Source organism: Streptomyces sp. NPDC054883, assembly GCF_053610645.1.
Window position 1 is genome coordinate 1 of sequence record NZ_JBSGYT010000007.1, and the last position, 22469, is coordinate 22469.

Sequence of the window (22469 nt, forward strand, 5' to 3'; positions counted from 1 at the left end):
GCGCCGTGTCCGGTTCAGCCGACGGTGACGACCATCTTGCCGAGCGCCTCACCGGCCTCCATGACCCGGTGCGCCTCGACGATCTCCTCGAAGCCGAAGACCCGCTTGGGCCGGGCCCGCAGGACTCCGGCGGCGGCCTTGGCGTAGATCTCCTCCAGCGGCACGTCGGAGAGCGGGAACGCGGCGGTGCCCAGGACGAAGGCGCTGCCGAAGAAGCTGAGCCGCACCCCGCTGGGGAGGTCGGCGATCGGGTCGAAGTCGCGTACCGGCTCGAACCCGCCGAGGAAGCCGAGCTGGCACACCCGGCCGCGGGGCCGGACCAGGGCGAGGGAGTCGCGCAGGACGCTGTTGCCGACGACGTCGAACACCGCGTCGACGCCGAGCCCCCGTTCGCGGACCGGCGCGGCGAGCGCGCCGTCGTCGATGAGTACGTCGTGCGCGCCGAGCTCCTTCAGCAGTCCGGCGTGCGCCGGGTTGCGGGTCGTGGCCAGCACGGTCGCCCCGTGGTCGACGGCGAGGCCGACGGCGGCCTGGCCGAGCGAGGAGGTCGCCCCCCGCACCAGCACCGTCTCGCCCGGCCGCAGGTCGAGACTGCCGAACAGGCCGCTCCAGGCGGTCGCGTAGACCTCGGGAACCGCGGCCAGTTCGGCCCAGCCCAGCGGCGACTGCACGGCCACCACGTTGGTCGCCGGTACGGTCACCAGCTCCGCGTAGCTGCCGTTGCGGGTCCGGCCCATGCCGCCCAAAATCGCCACCGCGCGGGTACCGGTGGCCAGCCGGCCGGAGGGGTCGTGCTCGACCACACCGGCGCATTCGATCCCGGGGACGGCCGCCACCTCGCCCCAGGCTCCGGCGCGCATGTACGCCTCGGCGTGGTTGAGGCCGAACGCCTTGACGCGGATCAGTACTTCGCCGTCGGCCGGGACCGGGTCGGGGAGTTCGGTGGGGGTGAGGACCTCGGGGCCGCCGTGGGCGGCGATGGCGATGGCCTGCATGCGCGGGTTCCGTTCTTGAGTAGTCATTCAAGTATGAGTGCCGGAAAAGGGCCACCGTGAGGGTGGCCCGAGGGGTTCGCCGTCAGGCGAGAGCGGCGAAGGCGTTGTCCACGATCGCCCGCAGGAGCGTTTCGTCGGGGTTCGCCTTGCCGACCACCATCAGTCCCTGGCAGGTCGCGACGAGCAGTTTGGCGCTGCCGGCCGGATCCAGTGAGGCGCGTACCTGGCCCCGGCGCGCCGCGTTGCCCAGGGCGTGGGTCATGCACCGTTCGAGCCGGGCCAGGTGGCCCCGTACGACGGCCGCCGCCTCGTCGTCCTCGGCGGCCCGCTCGATCGCGGTGTTGACGAGCAGGCAGCCCTGGCGGCCCTCGGGGCTGAGCAGGTCCTGCACGAGCCCGTCGAAGTAGCCCCGGATCTCGGCCACCGAGGCGTCCGGCGCTTCCAGTTCGCCGAGCTTCCGGGGGACGATCAGCTTGGAGTAGCGCTCCAGCGACTTCAGGAACAGCGTGTGCTTGCCGCCCGGGAAGGCGCCGTAGAGGCTGCCCGGCTTCACGCCGGTGGCCTTGACCAGGTCCTCGATGGAGGTCGCCCGGTATCCGCGCTCCCAGAACCGCAGCATGGCCTGGTCCAGTACGGCTTCGGGTTCGAACTCGCGGGGGCGGGGCATGGGTCGAACAATACATGAGTGACCATTCAAGAACCACCCCCGCGGGCTGCGGGGGTGGTCCGTCCGTCCTGACGACTTCGTCCTTACGGCGTCGCCCTTACGGCATCGTCCTCACGACACCGCGGGGACGTGCTGGGTGATGCAGTGGACACCGCCCCCGCCCCAGGCCAGGGTGCGGGCCGGGATGCCGACGACCTCCCGGCCCGGGAAGAGCTCGGCGTACCGGCACAGCGCGGCGGCGTCGTCCGGCTCCTGCGCCGTGGGGACGACGACGCTGCCGCTGGTCAGGTAGTAGTTCGTATAGCTGAAGGTGTCCACGAGCGCGCCGTTCACCTGGAAGTGGGGCTGCTGGTGGAGTTCCTCGATCAGGAAACGCCGTCCGCGGGCGTCGGTGGCGGCCAGGAGCACGGCCCGGTTGGCCTCCATCCGCGCGTGGTTGGGGCTGGAGGTGTCCGGCTGGGTGTGCAGCAGGACCTTCGCCGGGCCGAGGTAGGAGGCGACGAGGTCGACGTGCCCGTTGGTGATGAGGTCGTTGTCCAGACCGTACGGCAGCCAGACCACCTTGCTCGCCCCGTACGCGGCGAGCAGCGCGGCCTCGATCTGCGCGCGGGTCATCCCGGGGTTGCGGTTCGGGTTGAGCAGGCATTCCTCGGTGGTGATGAGGGTGCCCTGGCCGTCGGTGATGACGGAGCCGCCCTCCAGTACGAGGTCCACCGGCTTGCGCGGTACGGAGAGGTAGGAGCAGACGCCGGCCGGCAGCAGGTCGTCCTTGTCGTACGGGTACTTGTTGCCCCAGCCGTTGAAGCGGAAGTCCAGCCCGGTGCGCTGGGTGCGGGCCGCGTTCAGCGCGAAGACCGGTCCGGTGTCCCGGGTCCAGCAGTCGTTGACCGGGTACTCCACGACGGTCACCGAGGCCCCGCACTGGCGCCGGGCGTCGGCTGCCGTACCGGGTTCGGCGAACATCAGGACGGTCTCGAAGCGCGCGATGCTCCTGGCGACGGCGGCCACCTCGGTCTGCACCTGGGGGAGCAGCCCGCCCCACCCGTCCGTGCGGTCCCAGGGCCAGGCCATGACGCAGCCGGAGTGGCTCTCCCACTCGGCGGGGACGGTGAGCGTGCCGTCGGCGGGCAACGCCGCGGCCGGTCCGGCGCCGAGGGGGGCGAGCGCGGCGGTCGCGGCGGCGGTCAGCGCGGTCGTACAGAACGTGCGGCGGGTGGTGCGGGGCAGGTCCATGACGGTGTCCCTCCGGGAGATCGGTGTGCGGGTGTGCGGGGCGGCGCCGACGGCTCGGCGCCGCCCCCGTATCAGGGGCGCCTCAGGGGAGTTCGGCGGCGACCGCCGGACCCTCGGGGAGCGGCGCGTCGGCCTCCGTACCGTCGCCGCGCAGCCGGTCGTGCGGGCGCCGCACGGCCAGGTAGACCAGGCCCGTGCCCAGTACGGCACCGGTGCCGAGCAGGGCGGCCCACACCTGGTACCAGGGGGCGTCCGGCGGTGCGAGGACCGTGCGCGGCCAGCAGACGTTCACCACCTCGAAGGCCGTCCAGGCCACGGCCAGCACGTTGAGGAAGGTGCCCTTGGCGCCCAGCCGGATGTGGCCGGAGGGCACCCAGGTCCCGCGCACCCGGGCGATGAGCGCGGCGAGCGAGACGAGGAAGAAGGGCAGGTACGTGGCGGCGGTGCCGAAGGAGATCAGGCTGCCGATGGCGGTGGCGTTGAGCCCGAGGGCGAGGGCACTGCCGCTGATCAGGGTCGAGGCGACCAGGCCGCCGATGGGAGCCTTGCGCCCGTTGACCTTGCGCACGTGCCGGGAGAACGGGAAGACCCCGTCGCGGGCGAGCGAGAACAGGCCGCGGGCGGCCCCGCCCTGGGAGGCCATGGCGCAGGCCAGGAACCCGACCAGGACGACCACCACGAACGGCTTGTCCGACCAGCCGCCGAAGGCGTGCACCACGGCCGTCGTGACGGGGTCGACGTCCTGGCCGGCCACCACCGCCTCCGGGTGCGGGTGGGCGAGCGCGACGGCCATCGCGTTCAGGATGACGACGGCGCCCACGCTCAGCAGCGCCCACCACATGGCGCGCGGGACCTGGCGGCCGGCGTCCCTGGTCTCCTCCGCGGTCGACACACAGGCGTCGAAGCCGATGAACGCCCATCCGGCGACGGCGACGGCCGCCAGGAAGCCGGCGACGGTGGAACCGCCGGACAGCGCCTCGGCGCCGAGCGTCTCGGTGAACAGCGGGAAGCCGTGCTCGCGGAAGAACAGCAGCAGGACGAGACCGACGAGTACGGAGGCGACCGCTTCCGCGGCGATCCCGAGGGAGACGAACCAGCGCAGGATGGTGATCCCGTAGGCGTTGACCAGCATGCAGGCGAGCAGGATGGCCACGGCCACCGCGACCAGTCCGCCGGGCGTCGGCACGGCCCCGAAGAGCGCGTACACCCAGGGCGCCGCGAGGTACGCCACCGTGGTGTTGCCGAACATGACGGCGAACTGCCAGACCCAGCCGCCCAGCCAGCCGAAGGCCGGGCCGAGCAGCCTCCTGCCCCACTGGTACGGGCCGCCGGCCAACGGCCACTGCGAGGTCAGTTCCGCGTAGACGTTGACGACCAGGCACTGGCCGACGAGCACCAGTGGCAGCGCCCACACCCACATCGGGCCGGCCACCGTGGTCCCCACCATGGAGACGGCGTACAGGGCCACGACGGGGGACACCACCGCGAACCCCATCGAGATGTTCCCGAGGATGCCCAGGTTGCGCCGCAGCTCCTGGCGGTAGCCGAGCGCCTGCAGCCGCGCGGCGTCGGTATCGGGGTTCGACGTGTCGTTCATGATCACCTCACCGGGCGCGCGGGCAGCCGGGGGCGGCGCCGGCGCGCTAAATCTAACCGCGTTAGGAAAACGAGGTGGCGTGAATGTAGCGGTGCTCCCGACGGCTTGTGAAGCGTTCCCGGCAGGTAACCTGCAACCCGAGACGAGGGAGCCCGCGATGGCACGGCCGAGCCAGAACCTCCTCAGCCGCGCGCTCATCGCCCGCGCGGCCCTGGACCTGCTGGACGAACAGGGCGTCGAAGCCCTGAAGATGCGTACGATCGCCGACCGGCTCGGGGTGCGCGGCGCCTCCCTGTACCACCACGTGGCGTCAAAGGAAGACCTGCTGGACGCGGTCGCGGAGCTGATCAACGACGAGATCGACCTCGCCCCGCTGACCGACCCGGGCGGCGCGGAGGGCATCGCCGAATACGCCCACGGCTACCGCGGCGTCTACCTCCGCTACCCGCACATGATCCCGCTGGTCGCCCGCCGCCGGGTCGCCTCCGACAAGGCCCTGCGCGGCTACGACGCCCTGCTCGGCGCGCTGACCCGGGCCGGCTGCGCACCGGCCGAGGCCGCCGAGGCCGCCGCCGCCATCGACAACCTCGTACTCGGCTCCGCCCTGGAGACCTTCACCGCCGGCTTCGTCCTCCCCCCGGCGCAGTACGACCCCCGCTACCCCGCCCTGGCCGCCGCCCTCGGGGCCTCGGCCGCCCACCCCGACGGCCTCCCCGCCCTGGACACCCGCGGCTTCACCCTGGGCATCCGCCTCATCCTCCGCGGCCTGCCCCTGTCCGAGGCCGAGTAGCCCGCCCACCTCGGGGGCCCGGGCACCGCGGAGGCCTGCTTAGTACGTGGGGCAGAGGTGCACGGCCTTGGCCGGTCCGAATCCGTCCGGGTGGCTGGGCGAGGTGAACCTCTGGTTGGCGAGGTCGACCTGCTTCTGCTCGTCCTTGGGGAAGTCGGCGATCGTCTCGCACTGATTGCGGCCCCTGTCGACCGCCTTGTCGGGCTTGGTGTTGACGATGTCCGGGTCGATGGCGCTGAGAGCGGCGAGGTACTTGGCCTGCGTCGCCGGGTCCGGCTCGGACGGGATCCCCTTGCCCTTGGGCGTCTCTGTGGCGGCAGACGAGTTGCTCGCCGCCGTGGGTGCCGCGGGCGGTGTCTTTGCCGAGGGCTTGTCGCCGTCGTTTCCGCTGCCACAGGCGGTCAGCCCGGCGGCGACGACGGCAACGAGTACGGCTGTAGTGGTGCGGTGGTTCACGGCTCTCCCCTGTGCGGTGAACGTGTGCACTGGAGACGATCGCCCACTGCGGGCAATGGCTGTACGGCCGACGGGGTCGTGCGATGCGAGGACAAACCATGTGGCCGGTCAAGACCCCCGTATGAACGCCGGTTGCGCAGTGCCGGACACCCATGCGGCAACAGCAAGGCGTTCCACGCCCGCCGACGCTCGTGCCGCGACGTTCCCGACCGCAGAACCGAGCCGCCTTACGGGCGGAAGCCGCGCGTGCGGCGCGCAGCAGGGCCGGCTTGCGGAGAAGAACTGCAGCGCAGCCCAGGCCCCGCCGCCCTCCCCGCTGCCCATCGTGCGTACCGGCGGAGCCTCGCCGAGCCCGCCGGACCTCGGGCGGCGGGGCTCGGAACTCCCGAAACCGTGCCCCTCCCTCCGGGGGCCCGCGCACCTCTGACGCATGAGTCCGGCCCGGCCGACCAGCCAACGCCGCACTGGCCAGTGCGCGCTACAGCCAGTCGCGCTTCTTGAAGATGACGTACAGGCTGACGCAGACCACTGCCATCAGCAGGATCGCGAAGGGATAGCCGGCGGCCCACTTGAGCTCCGGCATGGTCTCGAAGTTCATGCCGTAGATGGTTCCCACCAGTGTGGGTGCAAACAGGATGGCGGCCCACGAGGAGATCTTCTTGAAGTCGTCACCCTCACACCGCTGACCTGCGCGGATTACCATAAGAGCGGTGCTGAACTGCTGGTTTGCTCATTTCGTGGGCTTTCAGGGTGACGCCTCTTTATGCGGTCGATTCTCCCCAACCGCTCCCCGGAGCGACTCCGTTCTCCCCAGATTCTCCCCAGCTGTAGCCCGTTCCCGTCGCGACTTCTGCTGGGAGGGAGCTCAGGAGGGGCATGCCAGAGCGGTTACGCACTGTGTCGGATCGCCGCCGCGTTGGGGCCTAGCTTGCTCCGCTCACGAAACCGATCGCCGCCGGCATCTCGGCGCGCTACCGTGCCGCACGTGACCTCCTTCGATCGTGACCAGGCCAGGCCGTCGTCGAACGACGTGGCGATGCTGGCCGACGAGTCTCTCTTTGCGCGGCGCTTGGAGGTCTTCGGGCCGAAGGGCGAGGGCACTGTCGTGCTGGGACTACTGCGTGACGTCTGCGACATGCTCTGCGCACCAGAAGGCCGTCAACAGCCGTTCGTGATCGCGCAGGCCATGTGCCGGGTCGCGATCGAGCGGTTGATGGAGATCGGGGGAACGACCAGCAGGCACTACTTGCAGCAAACAAGGCGGTTACCGGCTCCCTCAAGGCGCTCTTCACGCCGGCAGGTTCGCGCAAGGCCGCGACCGCGCTGGACAGCGTTCTCCAGGCCCTGGACTCCCTTCCAGTCTTTCCCCGAGAGGTGACCGACCAGGACGACCTCGGGCGGGCCGTCGCCAAGCTTCGCGCGTCGCGCTCCAAGCACCGGCCTGTGCTTGCCTTCGAAGCCGTTCAGAAGGTGCTCGACGAAGTGGACAAGCTGGAGGCGGTCCCCGGGGTGGTGCCCGCCTCTCACCCGCTGACCGTCGCTCTGCGGGAGCTCCGTGCCATCCGCGTCGATCCGGACTGCCGGCGCGACGCCGTTCTCGATCGCAAGCTGGAAGCCGTCGGCGCCGCGTACGCCCGCCAGCAGGAGATGCTGAACCAGCCTGGCTCGAAGCGCATCATGCAGCTCACCAAGGTGGTCCACAACGAAACTGGCCGTCTGCCCGGTGCGGCCGAGCAGGCAGCCTTCAAGGCGTGGACGGACTACTACGAGGCGGGTTCGAAGATCATCCACCCCGGCGTCGAGGCCACCGCGGAGATGGCCGTTGGGCTGCTGCACGATGTCCTCACGGTTATCCGTGAGCTGGTCTTCACCCTCACCGACCAGGCGTCGGAGTGGGTCGCTCTTGCCTCAGTCACCTCCCCGACCGCCGAGCAGGTTCGGCAGGTCAACATGCTCCACCATCCCTCGGCCGCCCCCTTCCTGTTCAGCGAGTTCTCCGGATGGGATTGGCTGGAGAAGCTGGAGCTCGTTCGTCTCCTGCCCGAGGCCGACCGCTGGCCGGCCGCGCCCTACTTGCAGAAGCTGGCCTCCGAGGACCCCGCCCGTCTGGCGGGGTGGTTGGAAGAGAACAAACGCCTGGACGCGATCTACAAGAACGGCGCGGAAGCCGCCGGGCGGCTGATGTGGCTCTGCCGCTACCTCGCGGAGCACGCTATCGCCATCATCACCCGCACCCTCAAGGAGTATCCCACTGAGACAGTGCGGCTCCAGTCGCTTTACTGGGCGCAGGATGTCGGCCCGGCTCAGCGTGAGACCCGGTGGGTGGACGTCGTGGTGAAGGCTCTGTCCGCCAGGCCGGAATGCCCGTTCGATTCCTGGGTGATCCGTTCCACTCTGGTGCAACTGATAGACGCTGGCCGCCGTACGGGTGGGTCGCAGGTGACCTCACGGGTCCGTTCGGGGCTGGTTGCCGTGCTGGCCGCTTACCTCGCTGGGGATGGGGTTCGCGAGCGTCTTCAGATCGGTGATGACCTGCGCTCACCGAGTCTGGCCGGCAGCCGGGAGATGACAGGGGCCTGGCTAGCCGCGCAGGCGTGTCTGGAGTTCGCGCGCGCCGAGCTCGAAGCAGGCGGCGTCGACCTGCACAGGCGTACTGGGGCTTGGACAGTGAAGGCGCTCGGCGGTTGGGAGCGTGAGCGCCTTCTATCTGTTCATTTGGGCGAAGCCGCAGTTGCCGGGGTGCAGGACCCGTCATGGTGGACGGCCGCCTTCGATGTGTTGGCGCGCCTGAACGCCATGCCGATGTTCACAGCGGACGTCGGCGAGTTTTTCCAGGTGGTCATCGGAACGCGCGGACCAGATGAGGAGGCCGATCTGGTGCAGGCGCTGCTGGCCGGTTTCGGCCCGGCCCCTGGTCCGGATGCTTTGCAAGCCGCCCAGGCCGAGTTCGCCGACGAGGACGCTCGTCTCGCACGCACGCTGGCAGCGGTTCTCGGCGAGGAGACAAAGTGGCAGTCGGCGATCCCCAACGTGTGGCGGACCGTCTGGTGCCTCTCCAAGGTGCTGCCCGCAGCTGTCCTGGAAACCTGGCGCCCCGTGGTCGACTTGATGACCGAGTACGGCGGGGAACCGTCGGCCCTCACGGAGCCGCGGTTCAAGGTGGTCCCATGGCCCGACCGCGGTGCGACCGCTGCGTCGGACTTTGTCGCCCTGTGCGCCGAGCGCGGAGTCCTCCCTGGCGCCACTCATCTCTCCGCAGCCATCCCCACTCAGGGCAGCTACTTCGAGCGCACCGAGTTCAAGATGCTGGAGGACGCAGTGCGCGCCGCCCCCGACGCCTGGGCGGCTGACATCAGGGGTGTCTCCTCCGCCCTCGCCACGTTCGACCTGCGCACCGTCTATCTCGGGGAACTCCTTAAGAATGACCAGGCGGCAGGGCTCACCGACCCCGGCGGCCCGCGCCTGTCCGCCGCCATCACTGCGGCCTGGGACCTGATGACCAGCCTCCGTGAGTGCCGGGGAAGTACCGATTCGGACCTCGACGAATGTGCCCGCCGTGCCATGGGCCAACTCCTGCACAAAGCCTGGGCGCTCGGCACCGCCACCGACATCAACGAGACCGCCGTCATCCCCTGGCTGGAGGCCATGGTCCGCAACTGGACCGAACCCACCTCCGCACCCGACAACCCTCACCACGCTGCCACCGCCACCTCCGGTGGCTGCGCTCTGGTGGCCCTCCTTCAGTGGGCCGTTCGCCGGGCCGCCGACGACGGTGCCGTGCCCATCGGGGCTGCCACCCTGCTGACGGAGCTCGTCGTCGACGGACGCGACGACCGAGCCCTGGCCGCCATCGGGTCCGCTCTCACCCCCCTGCGCCGTCACGCCTTCCCCTGGTACACCACCTACCGAGAAACTCTCCTCGACATCACCACAGCCACGGCACCAGTCCACACCTGGCTGCGAGGGTGGCGCCTTCCCGGCCCCGAGGACTACGCAGTGCTCGGCGACATCGAGCCCGACAAGGTCGAGCAATACCTCCGCACCGACGCACCCGACTGGGCCTTCAGCCGATTTGCCTTCACCCTGCTGCACTCTCCCGACACCCTGGGCCCAGACTTCCTGCGCTCGGTGATAGCCAACGACGGCGGCCCACGGGCGGCATCGGCGATCCTGAGCGACGTAGCCCGCGCGCTCCCCCAAAAGCCGGAGACAATCTGCCTGAATGAACGAGGACTTCACCTCTGGGACCAAGTGCTGCACCTTGTCGACGAAGACCCCGTCTGGGCGCCGGCCCTCGAAGGCGCCGGCCACTTCGCATTCGCCGAGGGCATCGACCCTGCACAGTGGCTCCCCCGTGCCCTGCGCACTGTTATGGCAACGGCCAGTATTGAGTACGCCGACCGGACCGCCTCCCGGGCTGCCCGTACCCCGCAGGCACCCGAGGCCCTCCGGATCCTGACCAAACTGGTCGCCCTCGCCGGACGAAGCGGCAGCCAAGACGACTACCGCGTCCAGGCCGTGATTCGGCACGCTCAGGATGCGGTGGACGCCTCCGAGCCCGGAAGTGAAGGCCGGGCCGAACTCGGCCAAGCACTCGGCAGCTATGCCCACGATGTGGGGCGAGCAACTGCCCAGTAGGCCTCGGACGCCTGGAACTTCACGGCACTCCACTACGAGAACGATCTCCGACAAATTGTTCGTGGGGGCACCGAGGAAGCGAGGCTAAAAGAGCGCCGATAGGGAGCGGGCCGAGCCGTGCGGCCGTATGCCCGACCACTCGCTCACTCCATGCGCAGCGCAGCATCGACCTCACTGCCCCACTTGCCAAGTGCTTAGAAGGCGCTTGGGGGATGCAGGGGCGCGGCGCTTCTGACGTGTGCGAACGCGCCCGGCCACACTCGCCCGTCCCGAAATATTCGGGCGTTCTCGGGACACTGGAGCGGGGGCAGGTCCACAACAAGGGTGGACATCGAGGGCCGCCTGCTCCTGGCCATGACTAGCTCAGGGGCCGCAACTCAGTCGCGAGCGCGTCAACGGCTGCTTGGATGAGTTCGCCCCGCAGTCGATCCCTTCTCTCCTTAAGCGCCTCAATCTCGCTCGGATCTGCGTGGAGCGACGCCACGACGCTGGCTCCGTAGACGTGAGCCGCCTCAACCACCGGCGCTGGACCGGTGAGTTCAAGTAGCGCCTTAGCCTGGAGGAACTGGGTACGAACCGTCTCCAGTGTGCCCTCCGGCGTAGAACCCTCCGCTATCAAGGTCATCTCATGCAGAGCATGTAGGTATTGGGCGTACGTCTGACGTCGGTTGTCTAGAAGTCGAGTGCGGCGTTGTTCGTTCAGGCTGGCGGTGACGGTGGCCATCAGGGCGTTTGCCTGTGCATGGCCGGCGTACTCGGCGGCGCGTGCCTGACGGTGCGCGGCAATCCACGCGAAGAAGCCGGTCGTGATGCTGCCTGCGATAGCCGCTCCAGCAGCGATCAGCGCGATCCCCCAGTCACTCATGGCAATGATCCTGCCACGTGAGGGTCGATGGGCGGTGCTGTTGATCTGGCCGTTCTTCCGGTGCTGGGGTACGTCGATTACCTGTGGGGCAGGGTGAACTGGTCAATCGTCGTGGCTGTCCTGACCTGCGACGGAAACCGTCAGAACGCGAACTGCCGGAGGTGCACTCCGGCTGGAGGGCTCGGCCGTGGTGACCAGCGGAATCATCGCCGATAGGAGCAACCCTGAATTCGCAAGGTGCGCCTCCTGCGTGTCCTCCGCGGACGTGCTGAGGAACAGCGTGGCTGACCTCGGGGCCCCGTCCGGACGGGGCCGGACCTCCAGTAGCTGTGGTCGAACCGAGGCGGATCCGAGCAGGCGGAGTCGCGGCATCACCCCGGCACGGCCACAGCCACTAGCTTGCTGTCGCCGAGATGCAGCCAGCCCCGGCCGGGGGCGATGGGCCGGTCGATGACGGAGTCGCCGATCACATCGCCGGCACTCCGCTCTTGTGGTGAGTGGGAGCCGCCACGGTTGTGGCCCTCCTCGCCGACCTCACTGCCCGCAAGTGAATCCGGGCCGTTCGATCGATCCGCCCAGGGGCCCCTGGTTCCTCGGAGCGCCTGGAGATGGCGATGCGTGAGCCTTTGGCCGCCGCCCGGCCCGATCATTTCTGTCTCGTGCCGATACGGATTGCGCAGGGATGGGCCGCGGCCAGCCAGTCAGTACCGTCGTCACCGTGCCGGTGGCATCCTCAACACTCCCAGGTTCCCAGATGCGGACGCGATGACCAGTCCAATAGGAGAGGTGCCGGAGACATCCGCTGGGCGATTGCCACCCTTCCTGGTGCGGGGTAGTTCAGAAGGGTGGGTACTTCGTGTTTTTCTGGATCTGCAGCCGCAGGGCCAGAGGATGGTCACGGGCGGCAAGGGCCGCCGTTAATTTGTAGGTGTCGGCAAGCCAGTGGGACTCTCTTGAATCCCCACCTCCAGAGGACTGTTGAGTGATCGATTCGGTCACCAGCCGTAGTGGGGCACCACGGTGGTCCGTCATGGACAGACTGTTCTGGCCGCTCTCTACGGCCGTGTGTTGTGTGGCTTGCTCTCGGGCAGATTTGCCGCACCCTCGAAGCCCCTTCGAGAAACATGACGGTCGCCGACGAGCCACTTCCGGCTTTGTCAAGAGCAGGCGCCGGCGCTCGCGGCCGAGCAGCGAGCTGAGCCGGGCCGCCGCGATGACTTTCGGCCGACGTCACCTGATCGTCGATACCGCCCACAACATCGGCGTACAACTCGGGGGTTCGATGTGCACCGGTGTGGGCGTGATGGGAAGGTGACGCGTGCTGTCCGATGAAGTCTGGCGTGACCTGCGCAGCCAAGGCGTGACCAGGATGTACTCCGAGCGCAGCGTGATGCTGCGGCAGGGATCCCCGGGGACGCACCTCCTCGCCCTCACCTCCGGGTTGGCCAAGGTGGTTTGCCGAGAACCGAATGGCGCCAGGACGTGGCTCGCGTTTCGAGGGCCGGGGGACCTCCTCGGAGAAGTCTCGGTCTTCAACGGGACCTCGCGGACGGCGGACGTCGTTGCCCTGACGCCCTGCGCTGCAGTCGTTCTGGACGCACAGCGCTTCGTCCAGTTCGTCGAGGAGCGTGGACTGGTCATGCATCTGATGCGCCAGGCACTCGCCAGGATGCGCGAGTCCGACATCCACCGAGCCGAACTGCAGACCTTGCCATTGGTCGTGCGGCTGGCGCGCACACTGCTGAGGTTGGCCGTGCTCACCGATCAGATGGCGGAGAGCAACGCCGTCCGGCTGACGGGGCTGAACCAGGAAGAGGTCGCGCAGGCGATCGGCGTCACACGCAATGCGGTCATCAGCGGGTTGGGGCAGCTACGGGCCGTCGGGCTGGTCGAAACGGCGCGGCGGGTGATCGTCATCAGGGACGTGGTGGCCCTGCAGCGCTGGGCGGCGGCCGACTGAGGACGGCGGTCTGTGACCCGGGACACATCCTGTGCGCCCAGCGCTGTGCACTCGGCGGTGCGGCGCGGATGGAACCTCGAAGCAGCCCGACTACGGCTGCTTACCGGACCATCCGTGAGGAGATCCCGCATGTCTGTACCCATGCCTGTTCCGTACGCCGAAAGCCGACCGCTCCCGCCCTACCGCGCCCTGTTCGCCGTTGACGCGAAGGACTTCACCGGCCTGCCGGCCGCTCAACACGGCCCGGTCAGCCAGCTCATCCCCCAGCTGGTGGACCAGGCCCTGGAGCGGGCCGGTCTGCACCAGTTGCGCGATGCCCAGCGTTTTCCCGCCAATATGGGGGACGGCGTCGTCTTCGGGTTCGATCCGGTGCACCTGCCATTCGTGCTCTGGCCGTTCCTGGGCGTCCTGGACGACGTGCTCGGTTCGTACAACCGGCAGGCCGTCGGTCCGCGGATCAGGCTCCGGGCCAGCGTCCACGTCGGCCCGCTGCCCGACGGGGGCGACCCCGGGGACGGCAACGGCACGGCCCGCAACGACATGCACCGGCTCCTGGATTCGCGTCCGGTCAAGGCCATCCTCGCCGCGGCGAGCGAGGAGGTGACCCACCTCGCCGCAATCGTCTCGGAGCGGGTCTACGAAGACGTCGTGTTGGGCGCCTACACGGGGCTCCACCCCGACCGGTGTGTCGAAGTGCCGGCCACCGTCGAAGGCAAGAACTTCTCGCAGCGGGCCTGGCTGTACGTTCCTTCGCCCTCCGGGAACCTCGTGCGGGCGGGCATCCGGCCGCGTGAGGAACCCGTAGCTGCGGTGCCGACGGCGCCCGCCGTGGCACCGGACAAGGGTTCCGGTACGGAGTACAGCGGAAATTCCCAGCACGTCGGGGAAGGAGCCGCGGTGATGGGCAACGTCGGTCGTGACTTCACCTATGCCGCGCCCGCAACCACGTACCGCGGTACCAACCAGCACTGGGGCAGCGGAGACAACGTTGCGGGTGACAAGCGGACCGGCGACGGGGACCACCGGTGAACGCCGGACCCGGCCCGGCCGCCGAGCCGGACGTCCAGCCGAACGCCGACCAGCCTGCTCCGTCGGTTGGCCCGGGGGCCAGTCAGCACAGTTCTCTCCGTGAGGGCAACCAACGGGTGGACAGTGGGGTCGCGTTGATGGGGAACGTCGGCGGCGACTTCACGTACTTGAACATCAGTGCGTGGACCGATGAAGCCACCGAGCGAATCCTCAAGCCGCGCCTGCGCGAGGGACCTTATCCGGCGGAAGAGGTGCGCGGCCGTTTGTACGGATTCGTTGAACCGCCGTCGTACGCACGCTGCCGGAAGGCGCTGGACAGCCGGATCGTGCTGCTCAGGGCGAGGGCCGGAACGGGCGCCCGTACGGCGGCGTTCGCCCTTCTCGCCGATAGGCACGGCGAGGGCGGTGTCACGGGCCTGGACGCGATGGCGGATCTGTCGGTGTGGCGACCGAAGGCTGGCCGCGGGTACCTCCTACAGGGTTTGCCGGCGGCATCCGCCCGGTCTCTCGACAGCGTGCGGCTGGCGGGCCTGGTGGAGGCCTTGCACGGCGCCGGGGCGCACCTGGTCGTCACCATGGCACAGGATGCCCGGTTGCCGTCAGACACCAGCCGGTGGGAAGAGGCGCATGCCGCGCCCGGACCGCACGAGGTCGTAGAGAGGCGACTGCGGCTCGTGGCCGCTGAAGGGAGGCTCGACAGCTCACAACTGGACGCCGCACTGGGGCACCTGGCCTCCCCTGAGTTCACCGACTACCTCTCGACGCATCCGCTGCCGGGCGACGCAGTCGACCTATCGGACGGGTTGCGGCAGTGTGCGGAGACGTCGGCACCGACAGGGTCCGTGATCGAGGACCTCCTGACCGGTACCGAGGCCGCCGCCCGGTCCGCGCTCGCCAAGGCCCGGCACAGTGCCGACGAGGTCTCTTTGATGGCGGCCGTCGCTCTGCTCCGGGGACAGGACCGCACGGTGATCGAGCAGTTCGCCACAGCAATGCGGCCTTTGCTCGGTGCGCGTGCTGCCAAGACACGACAGAACGAGACGCCGGAGGAACAGCCGTCGGATGTCCTCGGCCCCTCGTTCGAGGACCGGCTCGAAGCCATCGGCGCGCGCCCGCTGGCACCTCGTAGTTCTTCCGCCGACCGGTACCGCTATCCGGTGCAGCCGATCGTCTTCTCCGGCAGGCACCGCTCCGCGACACTCCTGCGGCACCTGTGGCTGGACTTCGAGGGCATGCCAGACGCGCTGTGGGGAGCGCTGGAGCAGTTGCGCTATCAGCCGGGCTTGGATGTGGCCGCCGGAGAGGCGATCGGCCGGGTGCTCGCACATGCCACCGGCCCCGGTGCGCTGACTCAGCTGCACCGCTTCGCCTCTTCGGGCGACCGCTGGCGCCGACGGCTGGTGGCAGTCGCGCTGGGAGAGATCGTCCAGCACCCCCTGGTGTCAGGTGCGGTCAAGGAGCAGATGCGCCGGTGGAGCCGGTCATCTGCCGTTCTCCGCTGCACGGTCGCCGAGACCTGTGCGGGTAGCTACGGTCTCGCCCGGCCGGCCGCGGCCCTCAAACTTCTGGACACCGTCCTCGACGGCTCCTCTCCGGACTTGGACGCGAAACTGCGTTCCACCGTCTCCTTCGCGCTGGGCGCCCTCCTCACCGAGGAGGCGAACCACATCGAGGTCCTGGAGACGGTGACGAGGTGGCTGGAAGCCGGCCGGGGAACGCCCCGTCACACGCTGGCGGTGCACGTGATCCACTCCATGTCCCTCTCGACGTTCCCCCAGCCGGGCGCACCGGGTGCGGTCCGGATGAGCCTGGCCCGGACGCTGGAGCGCCACCCCGCGCAGGGTTTCGCCCTCGTCGTGCTGGGTCTTGACGACCCGGCCACGTACGAAGCGATGGCCCAAGGGCTTGGGCGGGTCGAAGCCGACCCCGACATGTTCCAGAGGACGGCCTTCGACCTCGTGGTGAGCGAGCTCTCCCGTACCGCTCGCCATCGTCGGGGAGTCATCCGCTTCCTACTGGGGCGCCACCGAGATCACACGAACACATCGCGAAGGAGGAGTGCGTCATGAGCAGGCCACTGTTTACGTCGGTCAGTTCTTCACCGGTTCGGCAGCTGCTGCGGCAACGGTTCGGATCGTCTTCGGATCGCGCGCTCGTCTTCCTCTCGGATCAGGAAGCGGACCGCCTCGAGCCGCCCCGGGGCGGAGACATCTGGGGATACCCCCGACCGTCGATCGGGGCGGCCTTCCGACGGGAGTTCGACTCGATCGGGTGGGTCTCGCTGGCAGAACGCCGGATTGTGGTGGAGATGCCACGCCGGGGTCCTGCGACATCAACGCCTTCGCGAGCACGCTACGAAGTCGCCTGGAACGTCAGCAATCCGGTGGTCGCGGCACGCAGCGGCCTGACAGAGGACGCCGCGCGCCGGCTGATCGACCAGGCCATCCGTGGAAGTGCCGGACTGCCGGGTGCTTCTGATCCCCTTCGACAGCCGCCGACCCTGTACGGGACCGCTCAGGTCGAGCCCCCCGGTCAGCCGCGGAACATCGACAGGGCGGGCCTGACCTACTGGTTCCTGGACCCTCCAGCCGGCCTCCTCCCGGCTTCAAGCCATCCTGCCGAGCTCCTCCTTCCGCCGGGCTTCGGCGAGGCCCACCGTGAGGCGTACCGGTTCTACCGCGAGGTGGTGGCCGGCGGGCCGGTCGGTCTGGCGGCGCTCTGGCTGCTCCACCATCCCGACCAGGCCAGGGAGGTGCTCGACTGGACGGTCGCACACGGTGACCTGCTCACCGAGCGGGACGGATGGGAGCGGACGCTGGCGGCAACGCTTCAGGGACTGACGAAGGAGGACCGGGGCTTCGTCGGGGTGAACCTGGCGCGCCTCCTCAGCGAAGTCGGCGTACCTCAGGGCGATGAGGTCTTGCGCAGGATAGGTGACGCAGGTGTGCCGCACAGCAGCATGAACGGCTTCCACGGAGGGGCTCCGTGATGTGGGCTCTACCTTCTCGCCTCGCCCATTTGAGAACCCGGCCCGAACACCATGTCTCGGACGCGGACCACGTGGTGGTTCTGTCGCGAGAACTCATCGCACAGAACTATTTGGAGATCGGTCGGGCTGACGGCAAGGCAGCCATCCTTCTGGCTACTGGGGGAACACTCTTTGGGCTCCTTCTCGTACGGCGTCCCCTTGATGTCTTGTGGGCCGTCCCGTTGTGGTGGATGGCAGCGGCCACCACGACCGGGGCGTTGGTCTTCCTGCTCCTGGCTCTCGTCCCGCGCCGTGGGGCACGAGCCAGCGAGAGGCGCGGCCTCCTCGCGTACTACGAAGACGTGGTGCGTGCAGAGACGCGCGCCGACTTGTCGGCTGGGCTCAGGCGGGACGGCTCAGATCCCCAGCCCCGGCTACTCCGTGCGCTGAGGGAGACGAGCAGGATCGCCCGAGCCAAGAACCGCTGCGTGCGGTACGCCATTGTCATGTTGCTACCGGCGATCACCGCGGCCTTCCTGGCCGTTGCGCTCGGACGCTGACCAGGATCGAGCGAGAGGTTCGGGGCTGGCACGAGAGGGGGAGGTCGAGTGCGCCCAATACCCCCTGCAATGCTCGGTATCTGCGGTACCGTCCGGCGCAGGCGCGCGTCTGACGCAGCCTTCTGGGGTGTGGAGGGGAGTAACGGTGGCACCGCGGCCGGGGGGCGAGACGGACAAGTTCGGCAACCGCTACGAGGGTGCCTGGACCGTCAGACATGCCCTGTACGTGCTGCTGGGCAGAGGCACATCGATCACTCTGGAACCGGGTTCCCCCTCGGGCGACGGAATCGAGTTCGCGTACCGGTATGACGGGGGGACGCAGGTCCACCAGGTCAAGCGCCAGAACCGGAACGCCAACAGTTGGAATGTTGCTTCCCTCCGAGGCAAACAGGTCTGGAACAGTCTGCGATCCCACGCCGACGCGGGCCGCGCATTTCACTTCGTTTCTCTGCTTCCTGCCCGTGAGCTCGACGAGCTGGCCGACCGCGCCCGACGCTCCGACGGCTTTCCGTCCTTCGAAGTCGAGTGGCTGACGGATGGGCTCAGAGGGCCCTTTCAGGCATTGGCCGCGCCCGATGTCTATGGCTCGGCCGAGACGGCCTGGCGCATGCTGAGAAGCCTCTGGGTGGAATGGCACAACGAGCGGGACATCGTGAACATCAATGCGGTCCTGGCCGAACAGGTCCTTGCTGGGGCTCCAGGGCGCCTTGCCGCCGTCGGACTCGGCGACCTCTTGCTGAACAATCTGGGGACCACTCTCGATGCCCCGGGCATCATCGCCCGACTGGGGGAGTACGGGCTGAGGCAGGTCAGAGGGACGGGCGGGGACAAGGCGGGGGACGAGGCTGGCGAGGCAACGCGTCGGTGGGCAGCGAGCGTCGAACGTGAGCTGCTCCGCCCCGAGATCCCCCGCGAAGCGGCTGATCAGCTCGTGGAGGTCCTTGCGAGTGACGTACGGCAGACCGTAGTTCTCACGGGTGCCGCAGGCAGCGGAAAGAGTGCAGTGCTGCACCAGGCTTTCACTGCCCTGACCAAGCTGGGTACCCCCGTGCTCGGGTTTCGTCTCGACCGCCTGGCTCCCTTTACTACGACCCATGAGCTGGGCCGAGGCATCGGGCTGGTCACATCACCGGTCAAGGCGCTCGGAGCCGCGGCGAACGGGCGCCCGTGTGTGCTGATCGTGGACCAGCTCGACGCGGTCAGCCTGGCCTCGGGGCGCATTCCGGACACGTTCGACGTGGTGGCCGACCTGATCGGTGAGGCGATGGCGCACCCTGCCATGCGCGTCGTCCTCGTGTGCCGGACATTCGATGCCCACGCCGATCATAGGATCCGTCAACTCACGGCATCGGACCGTTCCACATGCATTTCAGTCGATCGGCTCTCCGATGCACAGGTCGATGCCGCGATCGCGAGCATGGGCCTCGGTGCTTCTCCTTTGACGCCTTCTCAGCGCGGCTTGCTGCGGTCTCCGCTGCATCTGGTCCTTCTGGCTCAGATCGCCGGCCAGGAGGAAGCCCTTTCCTTCCGCACTACCCGGCAGCTGTTCGACGCCTTCTGGAACAGCAAACGGAAGGAGTGCACGCGTCGTCAGCCGTCCGTGCGGTTCCACGAGGCAGTGTCGGCCGTAATGACGGCCATGAGCACGAGGCAGCGGCTCTTCGTACCGGACAGTGTGCTTGATGCGGACGACCTTGCCGTGAGCGGGGACGTGTTGGTGTCGGAGCACGTGTGTGTGCGAGACGGCAGACAACTGGCTTTCTTCCATGAGAGCTTCTTCGATTACGTCTTTGCCCGCGACTGGCTCCGGCGCGATGAGAGCCTGGTCGCATTTCTCGTCGATGGGGAGCAGGAGCTCTTCCGCCGGGGACAGGTGAGGCAGGTTCTCGACCATCTGCGGGACCTGGACCCGGAGCGGTTCGCCGAGGAGGTGGAGGCGTTGCTGACCAGTCCGGAGATCCGTTATCACCTCAAAGACCTGACTTTGGCAGTGCTTCACGGTCTGGAGGACCCCACCGCCAGTGAGTGGGGGGCTGTCTCACGTGTCCTGGACTCTCGCCCTCCTTTCCATTTGCAGCTTGTGAACGCGGTCAGCAAGGCAGCATGGTTCCGCCGCGCGGATAACGAGTCCGTGTTCGATGACTGGTTGATCAGTGCCGATGCAAGGGAGCGCGACTGGGCCGTGCGGATGATGGCCGCGGGCGCTGAGGCTTCTCCCGACCGAGTGGCCCGCCTGCTGGAACCGCACACGTCGCATCCTCAGTTCCCAGACCGGCTGGCGTGGATCGTGCGATTCGGTCGCTTCGCTGACAGCAGGAGGCTTTTCGATCTCCTCCTGGTCGGCGTACGAACCGGGCTTCTCTCCGGACATGAGCACCTCATCTGGATCTCAGCGAGTGATCTGGTCGAAGAGCAACCTGCCTGGGCAGTCGAGCTGATCGGTGCGCTGGTGTCGGATCGCCCGGACGCCCTCCAACTCGATCACGACGGCAGAGTCGCCGTCCTACGCGACCGGGACCACTCGGCGACCCGTGTGGTCAAGGCCGCCGCACTGGGGGCTCCTGAGGATTTCTGTGTCCGTTTCCTTCCGTTGCTCCTGGACGTCATGGCTGCAACGGCCCTTCCGCCGCGCGCGGGTTGTCCGGTCTATGACAAGCACTTCGGCTTCCGTAACCCGGATGGCGACCCCAGTGAGTTGGGCGAGGCCCTGTTCCAGAGCACGGAAAGGGCTCTGAGAATCCTGGGGGACCAAGACCCTGCTCGCGTTCGGGAGCTTGTAGCGGGGCTCGCGGGCCTGCCGTTCGATGCGGCACAGTGGCTCCTCTATCATGCCCTGATCGGGGCAGGCCCCGCCCTGGCTGAGTGGGCTGCGGAGATCCTGCTGCAGGGCAGACATCGATTCCTGTCCGGCCATCTGTCCAATGTTGCGTGGGGTGCCCGAGAAGTCCTGTGCGCCATTGGCGACGCCCTGTCCGACGCCACTCTCGCGCAGCTGGAGCGTGCGCTCCTCCATCTGCGTCTTCCTCCAGACGAGGAGCTCGCGCCCTGGCATGAGTTCACTCTGCTGACGGCGCTTCCCGAGGGCCGGCTTTCCGATCGGGCGGCCCGTCGGCTCGGAGAACTCCGAAGGCTCCACGATGATAAGTGGGAGCCTGATGCACCGCGTGGGGCGACGGCAGGGTTCATCGGGCCGCCGATCCCGTCGGAGGCGGCCCAGCGCATGACCGACGACCAGTGGCTGGGCGCCATGAGGAAGCACAGTCAGGACCGCACGGACTGGACGACCTTCACAGGCGGGGCCCGGGAGCTGTCACACCTGCTGCAGAGTATGACGGCGGCGGACCCCGGCCGTTTCGCGCGCCTCGCTTTGCGGATGGATGCCGGGCTGCACCCTGCGTACGGAGCCGCGTTACTGCTTGGTCTCGGTGACGCGGAGCCCCATGCCGATACGGACACCGTCTTCGCGGCGATCCGTCATCTCGCACGCCAAGGCCGGCCGGCACACGACCGTTGGCTCGGATGGGCCGTACGGCAGTACCTAGCCGGTCTGCCCCCCGATCTCTTCGAGGCACTGCTGGATCGCGCGCTCGGTTCCGTGGACGCCGGTGACACGGTCGGCGAGGACGAAGACGAGGCGGAGCGGGACCTGCTGACCGCTGGGATCAACACCGTGCGCGGCAGCGCTGCCGAAAGCCTGGGCGACCTGCTGGTCCACGATGCGGACGGCTCCCGGGCAGCCTTGGCGGTACCCCGTCTGGGCAGGCTGGCCGCAGACCCTTCGCTTGCTGTCCGAGCATGCGTGGCTCACGTGCTGCACGCGGCAATGAGGTACGACCGCACCGCGGTGGCCGAGGCCTTCACCGAGCTCATCCGAGCCCCGGATCAGATTCTGGCTTCACCACACGTGTTTCGTCTCTTCGTGGCGTTGTGCCATGGGGACCCAGCAGCGGCCAGGCCTGTGATGGAACGGATGTTGGACTCCTCGGTGGCAGCGGTGCGTCGGATCGGTGGACAGGTCGCCGCGCTGGCAGCGATGGAGTGGGAGACGCCGGATCTGCTGGCCAGGGTGCTGGCCGGAAACGACGGCGCGCAGCGACAGGGTGCCGCGGACGTGTGTGCTCAGCGCCTCGTGAACACCGGGGACGCGGCCCTGGCGCATCACGCACTCGTCCGGTTCTTCCACGATCCGGACGAGGACGTGCGGGGAGCCGCCGCGGCTGTGGCAATCGCATTGCGGGGCCGCCGCCTGGGGCCCGTCCGCCGGACGGTGACCGCGCTCATTGATTCTGGAACCTTCGAGCCGGCCCTGCCCCAGTTGCTGATCACACTTGAGCAGGCCCCTGACAGGGTCGATGAGCTGGTACTGGCATGTGTGCGGCGATTCCTCGACGTGTTCGGTGCGGCATCGGCCGACATGAGGACCGGTGCCGCGGCTGACGCCCACCACATCGGGGAGCTACTGGTGCGCGCCCACACCCAGGCGGGCTCAGCTGCGCGGCGGTCCGAGATCCTGGACCTGCTGGACCAGTTGCTGCTCCGGGGATCCTATGGCGTGGCCCAGGCGATCGGCAGCGCCGACCGGGGCTGAGCTCCTTCACGAGGAGAACGGTGCGTGCTCCGGCCGTGCGCCGCCGTGCGCCCCGGAGTGCGTTCGGTGTACCGCTGGCCCGAGCGGAAATGCGGACCGCCGCGCCGACGGCGTGCTCTGCTG

Annotated in this window: 16 protein-coding genes and 1 pseudogene; 9 read left to right on the forward strand and 8 right to left on the reverse strand. The window is 68.5% G+C overall.

The genetic code is table 11. From position 1 onward, the window contains the following. Positions 1–14: 14 nt before the first annotated feature. The 4 genes from ACWGH1_RS07585 to ACWGH1_RS07600 all read right to left on the reverse strand — a co-directional run bounded on the left by ACWGH1_RS07585 (position 15) and on the right by ACWGH1_RS07600 (position 4492). Entirely contained in the window at positions 15–995 is a 981-nt protein-coding gene (locus ACWGH1_RS07585; protein ID WP_453357104.1) for a zinc-binding dehydrogenase, read from the reverse strand. An 82-nt stretch (positions 996–1077) separates the two neighbouring features. Then, on the reverse strand, positions 1078–1662 hold the full coding sequence (locus ACWGH1_RS07590) for a TetR/AcrR family transcriptional regulator (RefSeq protein ID WP_453357105.1): 585 nt from the start codon (positions 1660–1662) through the stop codon (positions 1078–1080). A 111-nt stretch (positions 1663–1773) separates the two neighbouring features. Next, positions 1774–2895: an agmatine deiminase family protein gene (locus ACWGH1_RS07595; protein ID WP_453408514.1), complete on the reverse strand. Its 1122-nt coding sequence runs from the start codon at positions 2893–2895 to the stop codon at positions 1774–1776. 82 nt (positions 2896–2977) lie between these two features. Beyond that, complete coding sequence (locus ACWGH1_RS07600) at positions 2978–4492, reverse strand: APC family permease (protein ID WP_453351893.1); 1515 nt, start codon at positions 4490–4492, stop codon at positions 2978–2980. A gap of 157 nt (positions 4493–4649) precedes the next feature. Between ACWGH1_RS07600 and ACWGH1_RS07605 the strand changes: the two genes are divergently transcribed. Continuing rightward, positions 4650–5282 carry a TetR/AcrR family transcriptional regulator gene (locus ACWGH1_RS07605; protein ID WP_453351892.1) on the forward strand — a complete coding sequence of 211 codons (633 nt, stop codon included), beginning with the start codon at positions 4650–4652 and terminating at the stop codon, positions 5280–5282. Positions 5283–5321: 39 nt separating this feature from the next. Here the strand turns inward: ACWGH1_RS07605 and ACWGH1_RS07610 are convergent, their stop codons facing one another. Then, entirely contained in the window at positions 5322–5738 is a 417-nt protein-coding gene (locus ACWGH1_RS07610) for a hypothetical protein (protein WP_453351891.1), read from the reverse strand. A gap of 478 nt (positions 5739–6216) precedes the next feature. After that, positions 6217–6402 (reverse strand): annotated as a pseudogene (locus ACWGH1_RS07615) (CorA family divalent cation transporter); the annotation flags it as partial. Positions 6403–6723: 321 nt separating this feature from the next. Between ACWGH1_RS07615 and ACWGH1_RS07620 the strand changes: the two are divergent. Beyond that, complete coding sequence (locus ACWGH1_RS07620; protein WP_453351890.1) at positions 6724–7116, forward strand: hypothetical protein; 393 nt, start codon at positions 6724–6726, stop codon at positions 7114–7116. Then, a complete protein-coding gene (locus tag ACWGH1_RS07625; protein ID WP_453351889.1) occupies positions 7113–10376 on the forward strand; it encodes a hypothetical protein in 3264 nt (1087 codons plus the stop codon). Before ACWGH1_RS07620 ends, ACWGH1_RS07625 begins: the two co-directional genes overlap by 4 nt. A gap of 358 nt (positions 10377–10734) precedes the next feature. On the opposite strand, the gene ACWGH1_RS07630 is transcribed toward ACWGH1_RS07625, so the two are convergent. Next, a complete protein-coding gene (locus tag ACWGH1_RS07630) occupies positions 10735–11241 on the reverse strand; it encodes a hypothetical protein (protein WP_453351888.1) in 507 nt (168 codons plus the stop codon). Positions 11242–12078: 837 nt separating this feature from the next. Then, positions 12079–12240 carry a hypothetical protein gene (locus ACWGH1_RS07635; RefSeq protein ID WP_453351887.1) on the reverse strand — a complete coding sequence of 54 codons (162 nt, stop codon included), beginning with the start codon at positions 12238–12240 and terminating at the stop codon, positions 12079–12081. Between the two features lie 319 nt (positions 12241–12559). On the opposite strand from ACWGH1_RS07635, the gene ACWGH1_RS07640 reads away from it, so the two are divergent. The 6 genes from ACWGH1_RS07640 (at position 12560) to ACWGH1_RS07665 (ending at position 22346) form a co-directional block, all read left to right on the forward strand. After that, on the forward strand, positions 12560–13201 hold the full coding sequence (locus tag ACWGH1_RS07640; RefSeq protein ID WP_453351886.1) for a Crp/Fnr family transcriptional regulator: 642 nt from the start codon (positions 12560–12562) through the stop codon (positions 13199–13201). A gap of 129 nt (positions 13202–13330) precedes the next feature. Then, the gene (locus ACWGH1_RS07645) at positions 13331–14230 is read left to right on the forward strand and encodes a hypothetical protein (RefSeq protein ID WP_453351885.1); all 900 of its coding nucleotides are present in this window, start codon (positions 13331–13333) and stop codon (positions 14228–14230) included. Continuing rightward, positions 14227–16299: a hypothetical protein gene (locus tag ACWGH1_RS07650; protein ID WP_453408515.1), complete on the forward strand. Its 2073-nt coding sequence runs from the start codon at positions 14227–14229 to the stop codon at positions 16297–16299. Before ACWGH1_RS07645 ends, ACWGH1_RS07650 begins: the two co-directional genes overlap by 4 nt. Then, positions 16296–17219, forward strand: a complete 924-nt coding sequence (locus ACWGH1_RS07655; protein WP_453351883.1) for a hypothetical protein — start codon at positions 16296–16298, stop codon at positions 17217–17219. Before ACWGH1_RS07650 ends, ACWGH1_RS07655 begins: the two co-directional genes overlap by 4 nt. After that, positions 17219–17758, forward strand: coding sequence for a Pycsar system effector family protein (locus tag ACWGH1_RS07660; protein ID WP_453351894.1), 540 nt, complete (start codon positions 17219–17221; stop codon positions 17756–17758). Before ACWGH1_RS07655 ends, ACWGH1_RS07660 begins: the two co-directional genes overlap by 1 nt. Before the next feature lie 145 nt (positions 17759–17903). Next, entirely contained in the window at positions 17904–22346 is a 4443-nt protein-coding gene (locus ACWGH1_RS07665) for a hypothetical protein (protein WP_453351882.1), read from the forward strand. The last annotated feature ends 123 nt before the right edge of the window (positions 22347–22469 follow it).

Excerpts from the sequence above, each read along its gene's own strand:
- ACWGH1_RS07585 (WP_453357104.1), bottom strand. The coding sequence starts at position 995 with ATGCAGGCCATCGCCATCGCCGCCCACGGCGGCCCCGAGGTCCTCACC.
- ACWGH1_RS07590 (WP_453357105.1), bottom strand. The coding sequence starts at position 1,662 with ATGCCCCGCCCCCGCGAGTTCGAACCCGAAGCCGTACTGGACCAGGCC.
- ACWGH1_RS07595 (WP_453408514.1), bottom strand. The coding sequence starts at position 2,895 with ATGGACCTGCCCCGCACCACCCGCCGCACGTTCTGTACGACCGCGCTG.
- ACWGH1_RS07600 (WP_453351893.1), bottom strand. The coding sequence starts at position 4,492 with ATGAACGACACGTCGAACCCCGATACCGACGCCGCGCGGCTGCAGGCG.
- ACWGH1_RS07605 (WP_453351892.1), top strand. The coding sequence starts at position 4,650 with ATGGCACGGCCGAGCCAGAACCTCCTCAGCCGCGCGCTCATCGCCCGC.
- ACWGH1_RS07630 (WP_453351888.1), bottom strand. The coding sequence starts at position 11,241 with ATGAGTGACTGGGGGATCGCGCTGATCGCTGCTGGAGCGGCTATCGCA.
- ACWGH1_RS07645 (WP_453351885.1), top strand. The coding sequence starts at position 13,331 with ATGTCTGTACCCATGCCTGTTCCGTACGCCGAAAGCCGACCGCTCCCG.
- ACWGH1_RS07655 (WP_453351883.1), top strand. The coding sequence starts at position 16,296 with ATGAGCAGGCCACTGTTTACGTCGGTCAGTTCTTCACCGGTTCGGCAG.
- ACWGH1_RS07660 (WP_453351894.1), top strand. The coding sequence starts at position 17,219 with ATGTGGGCTCTACCTTCTCGCCTCGCCCATTTGAGAACCCGGCCCGAA.